Below are 19,076 nucleotides of genomic sequence, written 5' to 3'. Positions count from 1 at the left end.
CGTGGAAGCCCTGAGAGTCTTATTCCCCGCGTCCGAGTTCGCGCTGCTCGCGGTCATCCTCGGCCTGCCGGCGCTCGGCGCGTTCGTGAACGGCCTCTTCGGCAAGCGGCTCGGCAAGGACGCGGTCCGGCTGATGGCGCTCGCCGCGCTCGGCGGCGCCTTCCTGGCGGCCGTCACGACGTTCCTGATGCTGCCGCACGAAGGCGGCAAGCTCACCTGGACGGCCTGGCGCTGGTTCTCGATCACCGGCCGGATGGGCCAGTCGATCGCGATCGACGCCGCCTTCAGCGTCGACGGGCTGAGCGGGACGATGATCCTCGTCGTCACCGGCGTCGGCTTCCTCATCCACCTCTACTCGTCCGCGTACATGCGCGAGGACCCGGGGTACTACCGGTTCTTCGCGTACCTGAACCTGTTCATCTTCTCGATGCTCGTCCTGATCATGGGCGACAACCTCGCCGTCCTCTTCGTGGGATGGGAGGGCGTCGGCATGTGCAGCTACCTGCTCATCGGGTTCTGGTTCAAGGACGACAAGAACGCGAGCGCGGGCAAGAAGGCGTTCGTCGTGAACCGCATCGGCGACTTCGGCCTCCTCGTGGCGATGGCGATGCTCGCCTACTACACGGGCACGCTGAACTTCGACGGCATCGCGGCGAACGCGGGCAACCTGCTCTCCGCGGTGAAGATCTGGCCGATCGGCAACATGTCGGTCGACACCGTGCCGGGCTTCCTGAGCTTCCTCGTCCCGTCGCAGCCGGTGCTCGTCTACGCGGGGACGCTGGCCGCGCTCGCGCTGTTCCTCGGCTGCGCCGGCAAGAGCGCGCAGATCCCGCTCTACGTCTGGCTGCCCGACGCGATGGCCGGCCCGACGCCGGTCTCCGCCCTGATCCACGCCGCGACGATGGTGACCGCGGGCGTCTACCTCGTGGCGCGGCTCTCGGCGGTGTTCGTGCTGTCGCCGTTCGCGATGGCGGTCGTCGCGGTGACCGGCGTGGCCACGGCGCTGTTCGCGGCCTCGATCGGGCTCTTCCAGAACGACCTGAAGAAGGTGCTCGCCTACTCCACGGTGAGCCAGCTCGGGTTCATGTTCATCGGCGTGGGCGTCGGCGCGTTCGCCGCCGGCTTCTTCCACGTGCTCACGCACGCCTTCTTCAAGGCCTGCCTCTTCCTCGGCGCCGGCTCGGTGATCCACGCGATGCACGCCCGCATCCACGACACCGACCAGTCCCAGGACATGCGCAACATGGGCGGCCTGAAGAACTACATGCCGCTGACGCGCTGGACCTTCCTCCTCGCGTGCCTCTCGATCGCGGGCTTCCCCGGGTTCGCCGGGTTCTGGTCGAAGGACGAGATCCTGTGGCGCGCCTTCTCCGGCCGGATCGAGTCGGTCTCGACGCGCGGGCAGCCGGTGTGGCAGTGGCCCGAGTGGCTCGGCCCGGCGATCTACTGGGTCGGCATCCTGGCCGCGACGATGACCGCGTTCTACATGTTCCGCGCGTACTTCCAGACGTTCCACGGCGAGTTCCGCGGCTGGACGATCGTGCGCGGCTGGAAGGACCCGCACCCGCACGGCCACCACGACGATCACCACGGGCACGCGCACGGCGAGAAGCTCGAGGGCCCGGAGCCGTACGAGTCGCCGCTGCCGATGACGATCCCGCTGATCGTGCTCGGGGCGCTGTCGGTCTTCGCCGGCTTCCTCATGGCGGAGCCGCTCGTGCACCTCACCCACAACCACGCGTTCGCGCCGCTCGCGCACCTGCTCGAGCCGGTCTTCTCGCTGACGGAGCGGGCGGTGACGGTGCGCGAGGGGGTGGAGGGGCTGCTCTTCCCGATGATGCTGCCCGGCGTCGCGGCGTGCTTCACCGGCATCGGCCTGGCGATGCTCGTGTACTGGAACAAGCGCGGCGAGCCCGAGCGGCGCTTCGCCGAGAGCGTCCCTGGGCTCTACCGGCTCATCTACGACAAGTGGCGGATCGACGAGCTCTACAACGCCACGGTGGTCGGCATGGTCGACGCGATCGCCGACATCTTCACGATGGCCGACAAGTGGATCATCGACGGCATCATCGCGAAGCTCTCGGCCGCGCTGGTCGGGTTCTTCGGCACGGTGCTGCGCGCGCTCCAGACGGGCCGCGTGCAGGTCTACGCCGCGTCGATGGTCGTCGGCCTCGCCGGCGTCGGCTGGTTCCTCGTCAAGCCGCACGCGGACGCGAACGTCGACGACGCTGAGCTGCGCCGGTCCGGCGAGGTGAGGCTCTCGGCGGCGCCGGGGCTCGGCTACCGGTACCGCTGGGAGGCGCCCGGCCTGCCGGCGCGCGAGTTCTCCGAGGCGACCGACGTCACGGTGAAGCTCGAGCCCGGCGAGACGAAGGACGTCGTCCTCCGCGTGCGGAACGCGTTCGACCGCGAGGCGACCGAGACCTTCTCGTTCTCCAGGCCGGCGAGCCGCAAGACCCCCGCGGGTCCGACCACCCTGCTGGGCCCGGACGTGCCCGCGCTGCCCCCGGGGGCGACCCCGGCGGAGCAGATCCATGACCTGATCAAGCCGAGAGGCCTGCAATGAGCGTGCTCGACCTCGTAACGCAGTACTGGCCGGCGCTCGCTGCCGGCGTCGTGGGGGCGATCCTCCCGCCGGGCGGCGGGCAGGGCGCCGAAGATGCCCACGACGGCCATGGTGACGATCACCACGACGGCCATGGTGACGACCACCACGGCGGCGACGAGCACGGCGAGGCCCACGCCGCCGCGGGGTACACCCTGTGGCAGCGGGTCGGCCTCGGGCTCATCGCGGCGCTCACGGTGCTCTTCGTGCAGTGGCTCTGGCCGTCCGGCGCCGCGGCGGAAGCGGCGGGTACGACCGACGAGTGGCCGTCGCTGCTCAACGTGCTCATCGGGCTGCCGTTCGTGGGCGCCGCCGCGGTGCTGTTCATGCCGCGGCAGCTGCTCTCGCTGCTCCGGGGCTTCACGCTGGCCGTGCTCGGCGCGGGCCTCCTCGCGTCGCTGTGGCTGCTCAGCGTGCCGATGACCGTGGGCTGGCACTTCCAGTCGATCAAGGAGTGGATCCCGGCGCTGGGCATCCGGTGGCACGTCGCCATCGACGGCATCAGCCTCTGGCTCGTCCTGCTGACGACGTTCATCGCGCCCATCGCGGCGTACGCGTCGTTCGGCTCGATCAAGAGCCGGATCAAGGAGCTCTGCTTCTGCCTCCTGTTCCTGCAGGGGGCGATGCTCGGCGCGTTCGTCGCGCTCGACCTGTTCCTGTTCTTCCTCTTCTGGGAGCTGATGCTGGTGCCGATGTTCGTGATGATCGGCATCTGGGGCGGCGTCGAGAAGATCAAGGCGGCGATCAAGCTCTTCGTCTACACGATGGCGGGCTCGATGCTGATGCTCGCGGGCATCGTGTACCTCGTGTGGGCGAACCAGAAGCTCACGGGCGCCTACACGTTCGACTACCTCGCGCTGTCGCGCGTCGTGCTGCCCCGGGGCGCGCAGATGCTCTGCTTCTGGGCGTTCTCGATCGCGTTCTTCATCAAGGTGCCGATGTGGCCGGTGCACACGTGGCTGCCGGACGCCCACGTGCAGGCGCCGACCGGCGGCTCGGTGATCCTGGCCGCGGTGATGCTGAAGATCGGGACGTACGCGTACCTGCGCTTCTCGATGGGCCTGTTCCCCGGCCCGGCCTCCAGCCTCGCGGCCAACCTGGCCGGCATCGCGATCCTCGGCGGGGTGATCTACGGCGCGCTGGTCGCCTGGAAGCAGTCCGACGTGAAGCGCCTCGTGGCGTACTCGTCGGTCGCCCATCTGGGCTACGTGATGCTCGGGCTCTTCGGCGTCACGCCGAGCGGGATCCAGGGCGCGGTGCTCCAGATGGTGAACCACGGCGTCTCCACCGGCGCGCTCTTCCTCCTCGTCGGCGTGATCTACGACCGCCGCCACACCCGGGAGGTCGCGGAGTTCGGCGGCCTCGCCAAGGTGATGCCCGCCTACGCGACGCTCTTCCTGATCGTGACGTTCGCCTCCGTGGGCGTGCCCGGCACGAACGGGTTCATCGGCGAGTTCATGATCATCATGGGGACCTACGCGTCCGAGCGCCTCGGGACGTTCAGCGGGATCCACACGATCGGCGCCGCGGCGGGCGTCATCCTCGCCGCCGTCTACATGCTGAGCGTCGTGCAGAAGATGTTCTTCGGGCCGCTCACGAACCCGAAGAACAAGCACCTGCCCGACGTGACGCCCCGCGAGGGTCTCGCGCTCGCGCCCCTGATCCTCATGATCTTCGTGATCGGCCTGTTCCCTGCGATCTTCCTCGATCGGATGAAGGAGTCGGTCCTGTCTACTTACAACCAGTTCAAGGTCGTCTCCGGGCAGGCGATCCTCTTCGCGGACGAACGGAACGCGAAGCTCCTGCCCGAGGACACGTTCTCCCCCGCCTTCCTGAAGGGGGCGCCCTCGGTGGGATCCGGTCAGGGCGCGGCGGGGGCGGGTGAAGACGAGCAGGCTCGGCGCGATCGGGCGGCGGGCGGCGCGCTCGCGGCGCGCGCGGAGGAGGCGGCGCGATGATCCTCGGACCGTACATCGCGGTGTCGCCGCTCATCGTTGTCTCGCTCGGCGGCGCGCTGCTGATGCTCGCGGAGGCGTTCTCGCACCGCCGCGAGGAGTCGCACGATCGCCGCTCCGGCCCCTCGTCCGACATGGCGCTCGGGACCGCGATCACGCTCCTCACCGGGGCGGTGTTCTCGGGCGCTGTCGGGTTCGTCGGCCCCGAGACGCTGGAGGGGTTCGACTCGCTCGCCCCGTACCTGGTCATGGACCGGTTCACGCTGTTCTTCTCCTTCGTGCTCTGCCTGGGCGGCGCGCTCGCGGCGCTGCTCGCCGGGGGCTACCTCCCGGAGCACCGGCTCGATCGCGGGGAGTTCTACCCGCTGCTGACCTTCTCGACGATCGGGGCGATCATCCTCGCCGGCGCGGGGGATCTGCTGACGCTCTTCCTCGGCCTGGAGACGATGTCGCTCGGGGCGTACGCGCTGACCGGGTTCCGCAGGACGTCGCCGAGGAGCACCGAGGCGGCGATCAAGTACTTCCTGCTCGGCTCGTTCGCGGCGGCGCTGCTGCTGTACGGCGGCGCGCTGATCTACGGGGCGACGGGGCACACCGACCTCGCGGGGATCGGCGAGGCGATCGCGGGCGCGAAGGGGGCCGCGGCGCCGAACCCGGCGCTGCTGCTCATCGGGGCGGCGCTGATGCTCGTCGGGCTCGCGTTCAAGGTGAGCGCGGTGCCGTTCCACATGTGGACGCCGGACGCGTACGAGGGCGCCCCGACGCCGGCAACGACGTTCATGGCGGTCGCCGTGAAGGGCGCGGCGTTCGCGACGCTCCTGCGGGTGCTGCTCGGGGCGTTCGGTAGCCCGGCGCTCTCGTCGTGGGCCGCGGGCTGGCCGCCGGCCGTGGCGGTGATGGCGCTGCTCACGATGACGGTCGCGAACCTCATCGCGGGCCGGCAGGAGTCGGTGAAGCGGATGCTCGCGTACTCGAGCATCGCGCACGCCGGGTACCTGCTCGTGGGCGTGGCGGCGACGGTGCGGGCGAGCGAGGACGCGCAGGCGAGCGTGATGTTCTACCTGCTCGCCTACACGGTCTCGACGGTCGGCGCCTTCGGGACGCTCATCCTCTGCGGCAGCCGCGGGGCCGAGGCGGTGAGCTACGAGGACCTCTCCGGGATCGGCAAGCGGCACCCGGTGGCGGCGCTCGCGTTCTCGCTCTTCCTGCTGTCGCTGGCCGGCGTGCCGCCGACGGCGGGCTTCTTCGGCAAGCTCTACATCGTCAAGGCGGCGATGGGCGCGGAGCTGTACACGCTGTCCGTGGCGCTGCTGCTCAACAGCGTGCTGTCGGCGTACTACTACCTGCGGGTGCTCGTGTACATGTACATGCGCGAGCCGGCCCCGGGCGCTCCGATCGCGCGGCCGATGCGCTCGGGCTACGTCAACGCGGCCCTGGTGGTGTCCGCGGTGCTCGTGATGGTCCTCGGCATCTGGCCGACGACCTCGCTCGGGATCGCGGTGCGCGCGGTCCTCGCTTCTCGCTAGACCTCCTCCTCGATCACGTCTGTCGGTGCTTCCGTGGGGGGGCGCCTTGGCGAGCTGCCCGGCCCTCGGGGCCCCTGCTCGTCGCGCGGCACACGGAGGACCGAGCTCGCGTGAGCCCGGGCTCCTCCGGCGAAGCCGGTGGAACGTGGGCAAGTCCGCTCAGACAACGGTCCTCCGCGCGCCGCGCAGCGGCTCCGAGGGCCTACCGCTGTCATCCGCGGGGCACTGCGCCGCCAACTGATCTGGCGGCGGGGGGGCGGCGCTCGCGTCGGGGGCGCGTGACTTTGCGATGAAACCGCGGTGCTGCGCGGGGCGCGCGAGTTGCTAAAGTCGGCGCCGATGCGAACCGGCGAGAAGCTGCAGAGAAGAGCGGGGGATGGAACGATGCGAGCGGCGTGCGTCGCGCTGCTCGGGGCGCTCGGGTGTCAGGGAGGGAACGCGAGCGGCGGCGCAACCGCGGGGAGCGCGGCGCCGGCGGGGAGCGCGGCGCCGGCGGCCGCGGGGAGCGCGGCGCAGGTGGGGAGCGCGGCGCCGGCGGCCGCAGGGGCGGCGGGGAGCGCGAGCGCCGGCGCTGCGGGGAGCGCGCAGGCCGGGGCGGGCGCGGCGCACGAGATCTCGCTGACCTCCGAGGACGTCGCGAAGGTGATGAACCCGAAGCGACTGGCGCCGTACAGCGGGCCCACGGGGACGCTGCGAGGACGCGTCACCATCAAGGGCGACCCGCCGCCCGATACAGGGCTCAGCTTTCCGATCGGCAAGTGCGGCGAGGCCGCCGCGACCTACGGGCGGCTGTTCCGCGTGGGACAGCAGAACGGGGTCGCCGACGCGCTCGTCACCGTCGTCAACTACAGCGGCTACGTGCCGGAGCGCGAAGAGGCGGAGAAGGTGACCATCCACGGGTGCGCGTTCTCGAAGCGGACCGTGGTCATGTCCTATGGTCAGCGGCTCGAGGTCGCGAACCTCGATCCCCTGGAGCCGTACATGCCGAACCTCGAGGGCGCCCCCTTCATGGCGGTCCTCGTCGCCGTGCCCCAGGGCGACCCGGTGAAGTTCTACCCGCCGCAGCCAGGCTACTACCACCTCGTGGACAAGCTGCCGAAGCCGTTCCTCAAGGCCGAGGTCTTCGTGCTCAAGTTCGCGACACACGACGTGACCGGGCTCGACGGCAAGTTCGAGATCAAGAACATCCCCGTGGGCAAGGTGCTCACCGCCGCCCTGCTGCCGGCCATCGATCAGGACGTGAAGAGGGAGATCGAGATCAAGGAGGGCGATAACACGCTCGATTTCGAGCTCAACTTCGACCTCAAGAAGTACAACGAGAAGCCGCACACCAAGCCCTCGCCTTGAGGTACACGGCGGGGGCACGCGCCCCCGCCGCCACGATCAGGGCGCGCCCACGAGCTCTCGGCGGACGCGCCGCTCGACCTCCTGGGACAGCGTGTCCGGGGCGCCGAGCGCGGGGGGCGGCGGGCCGAGCCAGGTGAGCGCGGCGTCGCGTCCTACGCGACGGAAGAGCAGCTCGGCGAAGAGGAGACGGGCGAGCCGCGAGGGGGCCACCGTGGGGCCGCCCGCCGCCGTGGACAGGTCGAGGGCGTCGCAGGCCCGGGTCAGCGCGTCGAGATCGCCGCTCAGATCGGCCGCCACCGCGAGCGCCACGAGCGCCGAGGCGCTCGCCGGATCGGCCGCCGAGACGAGCTCGGCCTGCTCGCGGGCCTCGCCGAGGCGGCCCAGCGCGGCTGCGCGCACCGCGACCTCGCCGGGCGTCAGATCCGCGTCGCGCGCCAGGCGGCGGGCGCGGCGCAGCTGGCCCAGGACGAGCGCCTCGTCGACCTCGGCCAGGTGCCCGCCTGACGACACCCGCCGCCCCGGGACGGGTGCCCCCGGCGCAGCCAGCTCCCTCAGGCGCCGCGCAGCCTGCTCGGCCACCGCGCGATCGCCCGCCTCGACGGCCGCCGCGTGCAGCGCGCGCCACGCCTCCGTCGACCACGGGCGCCGCACCACGAGCGCCCGCAAGGCGAGGCGCGCGTCGCCCGTTCGGCCCAGGCGCCGCAGGATCTCGGCCCGCAGCAGGGCGCCGTCGTCACGATCCGGATCGAGCGAGATCGCCCGATCGATCCGCCCGAGCGCCGCCTCGAGCCGCCCCGCGGAGAGATCGCAGCGCGCCTGCTCGCGGTAGGCCGGCTCGTAGTCGGGCTCGATCGCGCGGGCGCGCTCGAAGGCGGCGCCCGCCGCCTCCCCGCGCCCGAGCCGGCAGCGCACGGACCCGATACGCGTCCAGATGTCCGCGCTGTCGGGGTCTCCGTCCTCCGCCAGCTCGTACGCCTCCAGCGCCGTCGCGAGATCGCCGCGCGCCTCGGCCTCGGCGCCGATCGCATACAGCGCATAAGCTTGCGCCGCGATGAAGCGACCCTCGATGATCTGGCCGTCGATCGAGCGCGCGACCCGGGGCGCGGCGCAGCCGGCCATGGACGTGAGCGCCGCGAGCGACGCGATCGCTGCGAGGAACGCACGCGGCGCGCGCCGCGCGGCGGAGGGCGGCACGGCTACGCGCACGCGGCGATCTCGGCGAGGAGGCGATCGTTCTCCTCCGGGAGGCCGACAGTGATGCGGAGCCGGTGCGCGAGGCGTCCGCCCGCCGCGTGGAAGCTGCGCACGAGGACGCCGCGCGCGGCGAGCGCCTCGAAGACCTCGCCGGCAGGGCGGCGCGTGCCGATCCAGAGGAAGTTGGCGTGGCTCGGCGCGACCGTGAGGCCGAGCTCGGCGAGCCCGGCCGCGAGGCGCTCGCGCTCGGACGTCACGGCGGCGGCGGCGCGGCGGAGCTCGCCGCCGAGCTCCCGCAGGGCGAAGGCGGCCGCGCGCTGCGACGGAGTGGGCAGGTTGTAGGGCTGGCGGACCTTGTCGAGCTCGGCCACGAGCTCCCGGGCGCCGATGAGCCAGCCGATCCGCAGCGACGCGAGGCCGATCTTCGAGAGCGTCCGCAGCACGGCGACGTTCGGGTGCTTGCGCAGGAGGGCGAGCTGGTCGCGCGGGGCAAAGTCGATGTACGCCTCGTCGACGATCACGAGGGCGTCCCTCGCCGCGGCCACGACCGCCTCGAGCCGGTCCTCCGACATGAGCGCGCCCGTCGGGTTGTTCGGCGAGGCGATGAAGACGACGTTGGGGCGCGCGAAATCGACGGCGCGCGCGAGGCCCGCCACGTCGAGATCCCAGCCGGCGTCGAGCGGGACCTCGACGACGCGCATCCCGCGCGCGCGCGCGCTCAGCTTGTACATGACGAAGGTGGGGCTGACCGTGACGACGCTCGGCGCGTCCGCGCCCTGCCGCGGGCGGCTGAGCGCGGTGAGCACGATCGAGATCACCTCGTCGGAGCCGACGCCGGCCACGATCTCGTCGGGATCGGCGCCGCAGTGGGCGGCGATGGCCTCGCGGAGATCGAGGGCGCGCGCGTCGGGGTAGCGGCCCCAGTCCTCGGGCGCCGCGGCCCGCGCGAGGGCCGCCCGCGCCTCGGCCGAGAGCAACGGCGGGCTCTCGTTGGCGTCGAGGCGCACGGGGAAGTGCCCCGCGACCGGGGTGTAGGCGTGGAGCTCGGCGAGCTCCGGACGAAGCAGCGCAGGGAGGAAGTCGGGCAGCGGCATGGCTCGGTCCACGATCGTCGCGGGCGCGGCGATGAGAGAGGAGGAGAGCGGTATACTACCCGCCTCCTGCCAGGACCAGAGGACCTCATGCCCACGATGAGCCGCGCGACCGTGCTCGTGCCGTCGCTGTCGTCCCCCATCGCCCGAGACCAGACCCTGATCTTCTCGCCGGATTTCCCTCTGGAAGAGCGAGCGGGAGGAGCGTTTGCCGCGCCCCGCGCCGCCGGGTCGCCCACGTCGGTCGCGCGCGTCGGCGCCGCGGCAGAAGCGCTCCGGGAGGTGGCGCAGGAGAGCGCGCGCAGGTTCGGGCCGCTCCCTGAGGGCGCGCTGCCCGAGAGCGCGCCCGGAGACGCCGTCGGGGCGTACGCGTTCTCGTTCGTGCGCCCGTCGTTCGCGGCGCCCTTCGCCAGCCGGCGTGAGGGCGTCCTCTTCGGCGAGCGCGTCCTGCCCGCGTTCGGGCTCTGGAACGACGTCGACGACGCGACGTGGTCGCGGGCCGCGGCGCAGCTGACGGTGCATCGCCACAGCGGCCCTGACGACTTCGTGATCGAGGTGGAGGCCAGGGGGGATGAGCGCGTGGTTGTCGCGCGGTGCCCGCACCCCGGGATGCTCGGGGCCGCCGTCGCCGAGGTCGTCGCGACGGCGCGGAGGCCGAGGGGCTGGCTCGGGAGATGGTTCGGCGTGAAGCCTTTCGACCGGCGCTGCGCGCTGAAGATCCCCCTGCTCGACCTGTGCGCGGCCCGTGTGCACGAAGAGCTCGTCGGCAAGCCGCTCGCGGGCGGGGAGGGGCGCCGGATCGGCGACGCCCGCCATACCGTCTGCTTCCGCCTCGGCTGGGACGCGCTCCCGCCGACCGAGCCCGGGCCGCTCACCCTCGGGCGCGGAGATATGTACGAGCGCTACTTCGTGTGCGACGGCCCGTTCCTCGTCGTCGTCCTGGGCGCGCCGCCGCAGGACGAGGTGCGGCTGGCCGCCTGGATCGGGTCGCCGGAGCCGCTGCAGGGCGCGGCCGCCGGCGCGCCCTGAGCGGCGGGGCGCCCGTCACTGCCCGAACGTGAACCAGCGCGGCTTGATGTCCTTGATCAGGTGCCCGCCGCCGCTGACGTGCAGGCCACCCGGGGCGTTGCCGGACCCGAGTCCCGTCGGCATTCCGCTGACAAGGCCGGAGGCGCCCGCGTTGCCCATCTGCCCAGCGGAGGCCACGCCCGGGACGCCCTTCGCTGTCGAGCCGGACGTTGTCGCGCCGGTCCGGTCCGCGACCGCCTGGGCGACGCTGCGGCCCATGAAGTTCGGCTTCGTCCCGCCGTTGCACGTGACGACCTCGACGCGCGCTCCGGGCATCTTCCCGTTGAACCCGGCGGCGTTCAGCTTGTCCGCGAGCTGCGCCCCCGAGATCTTCTTCCCCCCCCACTCGACGCTGCCCGGCCAGCCGTGGGTGTCGACGACGACATCGGTCTCCCCCTTGAGGCTGCCAGGCACGACCTGGTTCGGCTTGAGGATCGTCGCGCCCGGGTACTTCGCCGCGTACTGCGAGTAGTACGCGTTGTGGAGCTTGGGATCGTTCGAGGCCGTGATGATCGTGAGCAGCCCGAGCGGGTCGATGAAGAGCGTCGGGTTCGGGACGAAGCCGATCTCCTGCAGCGAGCCCGAGACGCCGATGGGATCCGGCGAGATGAACACGCGCAGGTCGGGCGCGTAGTAGCGGTACCGGTTGTAGTGGAGGCCGGTGAGCTCATCGGCGCGCTGCCCGGCGAAGCGGAGCGCGCCCGGCTCGCCGCGCTCGTGGGCGACCTCGCCCCAGGTGGTGAGATCGATCTCGGAGATCTCGCCCGCCGCGTCGAGGGTGAGCCACGGCGTCCCCGCGGCGTCGGTCGCCACGAGGCGGAAGCCCGCGCCGCCCTGCGACTCGAGCAGCGGCGTGTGACCTGACGCGTCGAAGACACGGCGCGTGACCTGCCCGCCCGAGGCGCGCTCCTCGACGATGCTGTCGCCGTCCCACCCGAACCACGTGCTCCCCTGGCCGACGATCTCGGCCACGCGGCGGCCGAGCGCGTCGTAGATGTACTGGACCTTCAGCCCGTCGCCGCGCACGGCCTCGGTCAGGCGATCGTTCTCGTCGAAGGCGTACCGCCACGTGCGCTGCGGATCGGGCGCGTCCCGGCCCGAGAGCCGGCCAAGCCGATCCCAGTACAGGACCTGGTCGCCCGCCGCGCGCGGCCGTCCACCGGCGCCGACCGATCCTTCGCCGCGCGCGATCGCCGTGCCGTGCGGCGAGTAGGAGAACGCCTCGGTCGCGCCGAGCCCGCGCACCTCCACGGGCCGCCCGTGCGCGTCGAGCTCGTAGCGGCGCTCGCCGCGCTCGCTGTCGATCACGGCGGCCAGCGCCCCGGTCGGGTGCCAGCGGTAGGCGCGGGACCGGACGACCTCGCCCGGCGCGCCCTCCACCTGGATCTCCAGGGGGAAGCCCTCGGCGTTGCGCCGGGTCAGGATGGCGCCGGCGCCGCCGTCGCGCCGGCGGGCGCGCTCGCCGTCCTGCTCGTCGCGCTCGAAGACGAAGCGCTCGGCGGCGTCCGGATGGCCGACGCCCATCGCGGCGACCCGCCCGTACGTGTCGTGCTCCAGCGCCACGCGCCAGCCGGACGAGTACCGGCGCCCCACGAGCTGGCCGCCCTCGTCGTAGTCGTAGCTCGTGACGAACTTGAAGCCGCCGCACGTCTGCGTGTCCCGCAGGATCGCGCCGCGCTCGTCGTACGCGAGCTCCGTCGTGCAGGCGCCGTTCGTCGCGCGCGCGACGCGCCCCAGGGCGTCGTACTCGAAGCGCTCGACGAGGCCCGACGAGTACTCCCGCGCGACGACGTTGCCCGCGCCGTCGCGCGAGAGCCGCACGATGGACTCGTCGGGGCGGAGGATCGACACGAGCCGGTCCGCGCCGTCGTACTCGTAGCGGTACTGGAGCCCCGTGAACGTCGTCTCGCGGACGAGGTTGCCGGCGGCGTCGTACTCGAACGAGCGCCGCTCGCCCGCGGCGTTCTGCATCCAGCTCAGCCGGAGGAGCGCGTCGTAGCCCATGGTCCAGCGCGAGCCGTCCGGCAGCACCTGCTCGACGAGCGCGCTGGCCACGTAGCGGTACTGCGCGCGGCCGCCGCCGGGGTACGAGGTCGCCGTGCACAGCCCGAGCCCGTCGAACGCGCGTTCGGTGCGCTGCCCGGTCGGCCCCACGGCGCTGACGATGTTGCCCGAGGAGTCGTACTCGAGCGTGGTCGCCGCGCCGCCGGGCGACTCGATGCGCACGGGCATGCCCAGGAGATCGTAGACATAGGTCCATACGCGCTCCCCCTGCGCGTAGCGGACGAGGTTGCCGTGTGCGTCGTACTCGAGCGTGTCGACGAGGCCGCTCGGGTAGGTGATCTTCGTGTTCTTGCCGCGCGCGTCGTACTCGGCCGTCGTCTTGCCGCGCGCGTCCTCGATCTCGACGACGCGCCCCCGGCTGCGCCGCACGGTGGAGCGGTGGCCGTTCGGGGCGATGGTGGTGACGCCCTGTTGCTCCTCGTCCGTCTGGTACCGGACCGTGCCGCCGCCGTCGCTGATGGAGATCAGCTGCCCGGCGAGATCGTGGCGGCGCCGCTGCGTGGTCCCGGCGCCGTCGGTGACGGCGATGAGGCGCCCGACCCCGTCGTACGTGAACAGCATGGCGTAGCCGCGCGGGTCGACGTAGCGCTCGACGAGGCCCAGCGCGTTGCCCTGGTAGCGATGGACGTGGCCGAGCGCGTCCGTCACCGTCGTCTGGTGAGGCTCCGGCCCGTACGCGACGCGCGTGTGGAAGATGCCGCGGGGGCCGCCGGCCACGTGCGCCTCGGGGGCGCCGAGCGCGGCGAGGAGGTCGCCGCCGGGCAGCTCGCCCCACGTCTCGACGCAGCGCCGCTCGCCGCCCACGTCCTGGTACACGAAATGGAAGACGACCCCGTCGGCGCGCGTCTCCGAGCGCAGGTAGTGCTCGTCGTCGTAGCTGAACCGGGTCTCCGCGCCGCCCACGTCGATGACCCGGACGAGGTCGCCCCGACCGTCGAGCTCGTAGGTCACGAGGCGCCGGCGATGCTCATTGCCGCCTTCGTCGGTGACCGCGACGGACCAGATGCGCAGGTTCCCGTCGCGGGAGACCTCCGCGCGGCGGCCGACCGAGTCCGTGATGGCCACGATCTCGTCCTGCTCCCAGTCGATCGTGGCCCTGTTGCCGAAGGCGTCGCGCAGCTCGGAGAGCGCGTACGCCCGCGGATCGGCGGTGGGCCGGAGGACCCGCGCGAGATCGTCGTCCAGATCGACGACGATCGCGTCCCCCTCGAGGTGCACCTTCCGGCCGTGGGGGAGGAGCAGCGTTTCACCGGCCGCGGGCAGCCGCATCTCGGTGCGGCGCTGCTGGTCGTCGACGAGGACGAGGCGATCGCCGTTGCGCTCGGCGTGCCAGGCGAGGCCGTGCGACCAGCCCCACCCGAGGCCACAGCGCTGGCGCACGGCCGAGGTGCTGTAGGTGCGGATCCACTGGACCCAGAGGAACCCGGTGAGCGTGAAGTCGGCTGACGGGATCGTGAACAGCGTGCCGGTCACGACATCGATCGGGTGGCCCGCGGCCGCCTGGCCCTCGGCGCCCGGCGGCGCCGGCGGGCTCGGCGGCCCGGCGCCGCCGTTGCCCCCGCCGCCGCCCCCGCCGCCGTTGCCGCCGCCCTGCGGGCCGCCGCCGCCCGGGCCCCCGGCGCCGCCGCCGCCGCCACCTCCACCGCCGCCGCCGCCGCCCGCGCCGCTCGCGCTGGCGCCGGCGCCGACGGTGATGCTCTTGTTCATCTGGCCCATGCTGCCGGTGATGCCGGCCATGCCGAGCTCGATGATGACGTTCGGCGCGCCGAGCCACGGGAAGCAAGGCCCGCCGGTGTTGAGGCTGACCACCTCCTTGAGCGTGCCGGGCTCGTTGCCGTGGCACGCCTTCATGCAGCCGCCGACCGTGAGGACCTTCGCGCCCTCGATCTTCGTGCGCATGCACGGGTCGATGATCCCCTCCGAGACCGTGCCCATGGTGGGGTAGGGGATGGGCAACGGGCTGGGAGCGGCCGGGGTCAGACACACGCTCACCGCCATACCGGTCATCTGGTGACCGGATTTCTCGGTGATGGTGTCCATGTGGAGGGCGGTGACCTTTCCCATGGTGGGTAAGGATGCTCTCACGCCCCTGAAGGGGTCCGCAACGGCGAGCACATCCTCAGCGCGCCACGCGGCGCGACGGCGGGATCCGCGCGTCACGAAGCGGATCAGCGCACCACGAGGCGCATCGGGGGGCGGCTGTGCTGGATGTGCTCGGCCTCGATCTCCGAACGCCCTGTCCATGGCCATGTCGAGCTCAGCGAGCTCGCGCTTGGTGCTCTCGCCGGCGAATCCACAGGCTCATCGACTGCTCGTGCATCAGCTGGATGAGCTCCAGGATGGTGGCGAGCTTTCGCGACCGGCTTTGCTCGCCGCGAGGCAAGCGTCCGCGATTAGGCTCTCCTTGTCGCCATGCCGCCTACCGCCTTCGCGGTCTGCCACCACGACGCGCTGCTCGCGCGTGTGCGCGTCTGCCCTCACCTCGACGTCGAGCACCGGCCGGGCGTGAGCCTCGTGTGGACCGGCGTGAGCGCGACCGCGTGGCAACGGCTCGCCTCGCTGGCAGGGGCTCCCCTCGAGATCGCGCCTGCCGGGACCGACGCGCCGCCGGCGCCCCTCACGCGGGCCATGCGCGAGAGCCTGATCGACGAGACCACCCTGGACCCAGCGTACTGGGCCGCCTGGGCTGGGCCGCTCGCCGAGAGCTCGGCCGAGGCGCTCCAGCGGGAGAGCTGCCGTCTCTTCGGCATGGACTGGCCCCTGGGCGCGCCGTCCGGCGCGGACCCGGACAGGATCGCCCTGTGGAGCGGCTTCGCGATGCACCCGCGCTTCGATCCTCCGCTGGCCCGCGCTCCGTTCCCTCGATCTCATCACGGCGTTCAGGTCCCCTGCTTCGGCGTGTGGTCGAGCCCGGACGAGCCCGAATCCGTCTGGCAGTCGCGGGCAACGCAGGCGCTCGTGCATTTCCCCCGCTACACGGACGCCGAGCTCGTGGGTCTCTGGGACGAGGAGATCGACGCCGCATACAACCAGTTCGTCGTCGAGCTCCGCGCGGCCGATCCAGAGGTCAGGATCATCGTGGCCACGTTGCCTGCCGGGTCGACGCTAGCGGGCACCATCAGCCGCGCGCTCTCCCTTCTTCAAGAAGACGACGCGCACCCCCGGGCGCGCTTCTCCGCCGACGAGGGCCTGTTCATGCCGGTGATCGACATCGCGTGCGCCGCCCGCTCGAGCGAGCTCGCCGACCGCGTGTTCGAGAGTCCGTCCCTCGGGCGCGTTCGCTTGGGCCCTCTCGAGCAGGTCATCCGCTTTCGCCTCGACGACGGGGGCGCAAATGCACCCTCGCCATCGCGTTCCTTCGGCCTGATGTCACCCCCGCGGCGCTTGAGCTGCGCCATGCCGTTCCTGGTCCTCGTCCTCGCCCGGCGCAGCAAGCTGCCCGTCTTCGCGGCGTGGGTCGAGAACGCCGAGGTCCTCGCGAAGGCGCCAGCGTCCCGGTGATCCGTCCTGGTGCGGCGGTGCGCCGGGGAAGCCGCCGCCGTGAGACCCGCGCCCGGTCGGCGCCGTGGGATCGTTCCATGAGCCTCGATCAGGCGGGAATGGACGGCTCGTTCTTCTTCCTGCTGGCGCTCGCGGCGCGGGCACGCTCGGCGCGCCGCTCCTCTTCCGCCGCGTCCTCGTAAGGCTACAGGAGGCGGTCACGGAGGAGCGCGTGCGTCTCGTCCTTGGGGCGAGCTTGATCTTCTTCGATTTCAGCGCCTCTCGGTGAGAGGCGAGCCTTGTACCTGCGACGATGCACCCGCTCGGCGTGGGCCGGCTGGCGAGAAACGCGGCTCTTCCCATGATGGCGGAGGCATCACGGTCGCGCGGGCGCGGAAGAGGCAGGCAAGGATTCCGGCCATGGGAGGCAGCTTTGCGACGTGGGCGGCGGTGGGCGTGGGCGATGCGGCGATGGTGACCCGGCGGGCGTCGGCGACGCGGCGTCGGTGACCCGGGGCGCGTCACCGACGCGGCGATGCGCCCGAACCCCTCCTCGTCGTCAACAGAGCCCCAGGTGCAGCGGCCGCATCATTCCCAGACGCGTGTGCGTTCAAGCGCAGCGCGCAACGAGCCACACCGAGCCATGCGGTCCACGCTCTCGGCGAACGATTTCCCGACGTCGTAGGCGAGCTGCGTGGGAAACCCACGGGATGCGAGCTCCTTGTTGTGCGCCTTCTTCAGGCACAGCGCCTGGTCGGGTGCGGGCAGCTCATCGAGCTCGGCACGCTTTCCCTCCCATGCCTCGATGTCCCCGACGTGGCGGCCCCCGTGCTCGCGGCGGCAGATCTCGCTCGCGCGTCGAACGTTCTGGTAGAGCCAGGCCTCGATGCTCCGGAACGGGCAGACGAGAAGGAGATGCTCGATCTGCAGCGCTGGCGCAGGCGGCTCGGCGTCGTCCTTGGCTCGCAGCCTGGTCCGAGGGGCGTTCGCGCGACCCCGCTCGGCGACCTGCGGCAGCTGCGTGAGGACCCGTCGATCGAACTTGTCGAGGTTCTCGCTGCTGTTCCGCTCGGTCCACGGCCGATCGCCGTCGACATGAAAAACGACGAAGGTGTTCGGCGATAACAGCTTGCGCGCGATGTACCTGAGCAGCCGGACGCGTCGCTCGTGCTCGCGCGGGTTCTTCCCGTCGGTCTTCCAGACGTTGCCGCGCATCGCTTCCTCCTCCTTCGGCTCGCTCGGAAGGAAGTCGACCCGATGGCGCCCGTAACCGGGAACGACGAGCTCGAGCATCCGGCCGACGAGCGCCTCGACGGTCGCGCGACCGTCCTCGCCGCTGTCTTCCGTGAGGATCACGATCGAGAGGCGGGCTGCCTCCAGGCTCACCACAGGCCCCGCGACTGCAGGATCTCGCTCACGTGCTCGACGCCGACCTCGTATGCCGCGAAGAACTCCGCGGCGTCCTCGTGGCTCATGTTCGTCCAGGTCCAGGCCGGTCTGCCGCCGCGCCGCTCGCCGCGACAGAGCACGAAGCTATGGTGGACCTGCTCTGGCGACGTGATGGGGACGTAGTCGAGCAGGAGCGGGTTCTGGCTCGTCAAGAACGCCTGACGCGCTCCGATGGCCTCGACACACGCCGTGATCCAGTGGTGATGCAGGCCGTTCACCAGCTCGTCGGCGATGACGATGTCGTCGTTGCAGGCGAGGTAATAGAAGAAGGTGAGCAGGCGCTTCTGCCCGTAGCTCAGGCGCGTGTGGGTGATGAACTCGCCGCCCTCCCACCAGAACCGGAACACGAAATTCCCGAATGTCACCATCTCGTGATCTTCGCCCCACGGTTGCCGCTCGGTTATGTCCACCCTCAGCTCGGCGGCGTCGAACCTCATAGTTTCCTTGATGGTAGTCAGGAAGGCGAAATCGGCGTGTTGGAAGGTGTAGTCAGACCTCGGCCTCTCGTATCTCTCCGCCAGTCGCCTAGAGAGCGCCTGCGGCACGCCAATGACGTGCGCTTCGGCTTCGGCGATCAGTGTTTCGTCCCGATGAACCAGCAGTATCCCGCGCGCGTCGCCCGAACCAACGAGCCACGTGAATAGCTCCAGTGACTCGTCGAATCGCCGCGCGGTGCGCGCGCGCCGAACCTTGTGGTGTACAGATATCGCGACGGGCTCAGCTACCTCCAGCATGTAGAGCCAGAGGAAACCGGCTTGCAGGCATGATAGCTCGCGAGCGCGCCCGGTCGGGTGTCCGTCTCCGATGATGAGTCCAAGATCGCTATCGTACCGAACATGGTGACGGCGGCCCGACGACGATTCCTCTATCGTAATGTCTGCAGCAGGGTGCCAGTGCTCCGGCAGGCCGAACGCGGTACGAGGCTTCGTCTCTGGGAGGCTCGTATCTTCTTTGTTGCTGATAGCAACGAGCACCGTCGCTTCTCCCGGAACCGTGAGCTCGTACTCGATAGAGAACTCTTCTCTGACCAGGCTGCTGAAATCCGACCTCACCACCATCGAGATCAGCTCGAGCAGCGTCGTCTTTCCGGTCCCGTTCTGGCCGAGCAGCACGTTGAGCCCGTCCGAGAACCGGAGCTCCGTGCCCGGCGCCACGCCCCGGAACTTCTCGATCCGCAGTCGCCTGAGCTTCAGCATCGCGCGCCGACGTTAGCCTGCCGCGCTGCGCCGTCAACGGCAGCGGTCCGAGCGCAGCGCCGCGCGCTCCCCCGCGTCGCCGAGCGATCGCGCCCGCCTGC

Annotated in this window: 11 protein-coding genes; 6 read left to right on the top strand and 5 right to left on the bottom strand. The window is 71.3% G+C overall.

The window, feature by feature from the left end:
- Nucleotide 1 precedes the first annotated feature (1 nt).
- The 4 genes from nuoL to POL72_RS01015 all read left to right on the top strand — a co-directional run bounded on the left by nuoL (nt 2) and on the right by POL72_RS01015 (nt 7,433).
- On the top strand, nt 2-2,566 hold the full coding sequence (gene nuoL / locus POL72_RS01030) for an NADH-quinone oxidoreductase subunit L (RefSeq protein ID WP_272093011.1): 2,565 nt from the start codon (nt 2-4) through the stop codon (nt 2,564-2,566).
- Entirely contained in the window at nt 2,563-4,563 is a 2,001-nt protein-coding gene (locus POL72_RS01025; protein WP_272093010.1) for a complex I subunit 4 family protein, read from the top strand. Before nuoL ends, POL72_RS01025 begins: the two co-directional genes overlap by 4 nt.
- Nucleotides 4,560-6,086, top strand: a complete 1,527-nt coding sequence (locus tag POL72_RS01020) for an NADH-quinone oxidoreductase subunit N (RefSeq protein ID WP_272093009.1) — start codon at nt 4,560-4,562, stop codon at nt 6,084-6,086. Before POL72_RS01025 ends, POL72_RS01020 begins: the two co-directional genes overlap by 4 nt.
- Before the next feature lie 384 nt (nt 6,087-6,470).
- A complete protein-coding gene (locus POL72_RS01015; protein WP_272093008.1) occupies nt 6,471-7,433 on the top strand; it encodes a hypothetical protein in 963 nt (320 codons plus the stop codon).
- A 36-nt stretch (nt 7,434-7,469) separates the two neighbouring features.
- Here the strand turns inward: POL72_RS01015 and POL72_RS01010 are convergent, their stop codons facing one another.
- Together POL72_RS01010 and hisC are read right to left on the bottom strand one after the other, a co-directional pair.
- Nucleotides 7,470-8,639, bottom strand: a complete 1,170-nt coding sequence (locus POL72_RS01010) for a tetratricopeptide repeat protein (protein WP_272093007.1) — start codon at nt 8,637-8,639, stop codon at nt 7,470-7,472.
- Nucleotides 8,630-9,721 (bottom strand): histidinol-phosphate transaminase, encoded by a 1,092-nt coding sequence (hisC, locus tag POL72_RS01005; protein ID WP_272093006.1) that lies wholly within the window; start codon nt 9,719-9,721, stop codon nt 8,630-8,632. The genes POL72_RS01010 and hisC overlap by 10 nt, the downstream gene beginning before the upstream one ends.
- An 87-nt stretch (nt 9,722-9,808) precedes the next feature.
- Here hisC and POL72_RS01000 point away from each other — a divergent pair, with 87 nt between their 5' ends.
- Nucleotides 9,809-10,747 (top strand): hypothetical protein, encoded by a 939-nt coding sequence (locus tag POL72_RS01000; RefSeq protein ID WP_272093005.1) that lies wholly within the window; start codon nt 9,809-9,811, stop codon nt 10,745-10,747.
- A 15-nt stretch (nt 10,748-10,762) separates the two neighbouring features.
- Here the strand turns inward: POL72_RS01000 and POL72_RS00995 are convergent, their stop codons facing one another.
- Nucleotides 10,763-14,914 (bottom strand): PAAR-like domain-containing protein, encoded by a 4,152-nt coding sequence (locus POL72_RS00995; RefSeq protein WP_272093004.1) that lies wholly within the window; start codon nt 14,912-14,914, stop codon nt 10,763-10,765.
- 348 nt (nt 14,915-15,262) lie between these two features.
- On the opposite strand from POL72_RS00995, the gene POL72_RS00990 reads away from it, so the two are divergent.
- Nucleotides 15,263-16,351: a hypothetical protein gene (locus POL72_RS00990; RefSeq protein ID WP_272093003.1), complete on the top strand. Its 1,089-nt coding sequence runs from the start codon at nt 15,263-15,265 to the stop codon at nt 16,349-16,351.
- Between the two features lie 567 nt (nt 16,352-16,918).
- Here POL72_RS00990 and POL72_RS00985 read toward each other — a convergent pair.
- A complete protein-coding gene (locus POL72_RS00985) occupies nt 16,919-17,716 on the bottom strand; it encodes a hypothetical protein (protein WP_272093002.1) in 798 nt (265 codons plus the stop codon).
- Nucleotides 17,713-18,975: an AAA family ATPase gene (locus tag POL72_RS00980; protein ID WP_272093001.1), complete on the bottom strand. Its 1,263-nt coding sequence runs from the start codon at nt 18,973-18,975 to the stop codon at nt 17,713-17,715. Before POL72_RS00980 ends, POL72_RS00985 begins: the two co-directional genes overlap by 4 nt.
- Nucleotides 18,976-19,076 lie beyond the last annotated feature (101 nt).

The sequence above is a fragment of the Sorangium aterium genome (genome assembly GCF_028368935.1).
Taxonomy (GTDB): Bacteria; Myxococcota_A; Polyangia; order Polyangiales; family Polyangiaceae; genus Sorangium; species Sorangium atrum.
This window is presented reverse-complemented; position numbering and strand designations above follow the sequence as displayed.

Excerpts from the sequence above, each read along its gene's own strand:
- POL72_RS00980 (WP_272093001.1), bottom strand. The coding sequence starts at position 18,975 with ATGCTGAAGCTCAGGCGACTGCGGATCGAGAAGTTCCGGGGCGTGGCG.
- POL72_RS01000 (WP_272093005.1), top strand. The coding sequence starts at position 9,809 with ATGCCCACGATGAGCCGCGCGACCGTGCTCGTGCCGTCGCTGTCGTCC.
- POL72_RS01015 (WP_272093008.1), top strand. The coding sequence starts at position 6,471 with ATGCGAGCGGCGTGCGTCGCGCTGCTCGGGGCGCTCGGGTGTCAGGGA.
- POL72_RS01025 (WP_272093010.1), top strand. The coding sequence starts at position 2,563 with ATGAGCGTGCTCGACCTCGTAACGCAGTACTGGCCGGCGCTCGCTGCC.
- POL72_RS00990 (WP_272093003.1), top strand. The coding sequence starts at position 15,263 with ATGCCGCCTACCGCCTTCGCGGTCTGCCACCACGACGCGCTGCTCGCG.
- POL72_RS01020 (WP_272093009.1), top strand. The coding sequence starts at position 4,560 with ATGATCCTCGGACCGTACATCGCGGTGTCGCCGCTCATCGTTGTCTCG.
- hisC (WP_272093006.1), bottom strand. The coding sequence starts at position 9,721 with ATGCCGCTGCCCGACTTCCTCCCTGCGCTGCTTCGTCCGGAGCTCGCC.
- POL72_RS00995 (WP_272093004.1), bottom strand. The coding sequence starts at position 14,914 with ATGGGAAAGGTCACCGCCCTCCACATGGACACCATCACCGAGAAATCC.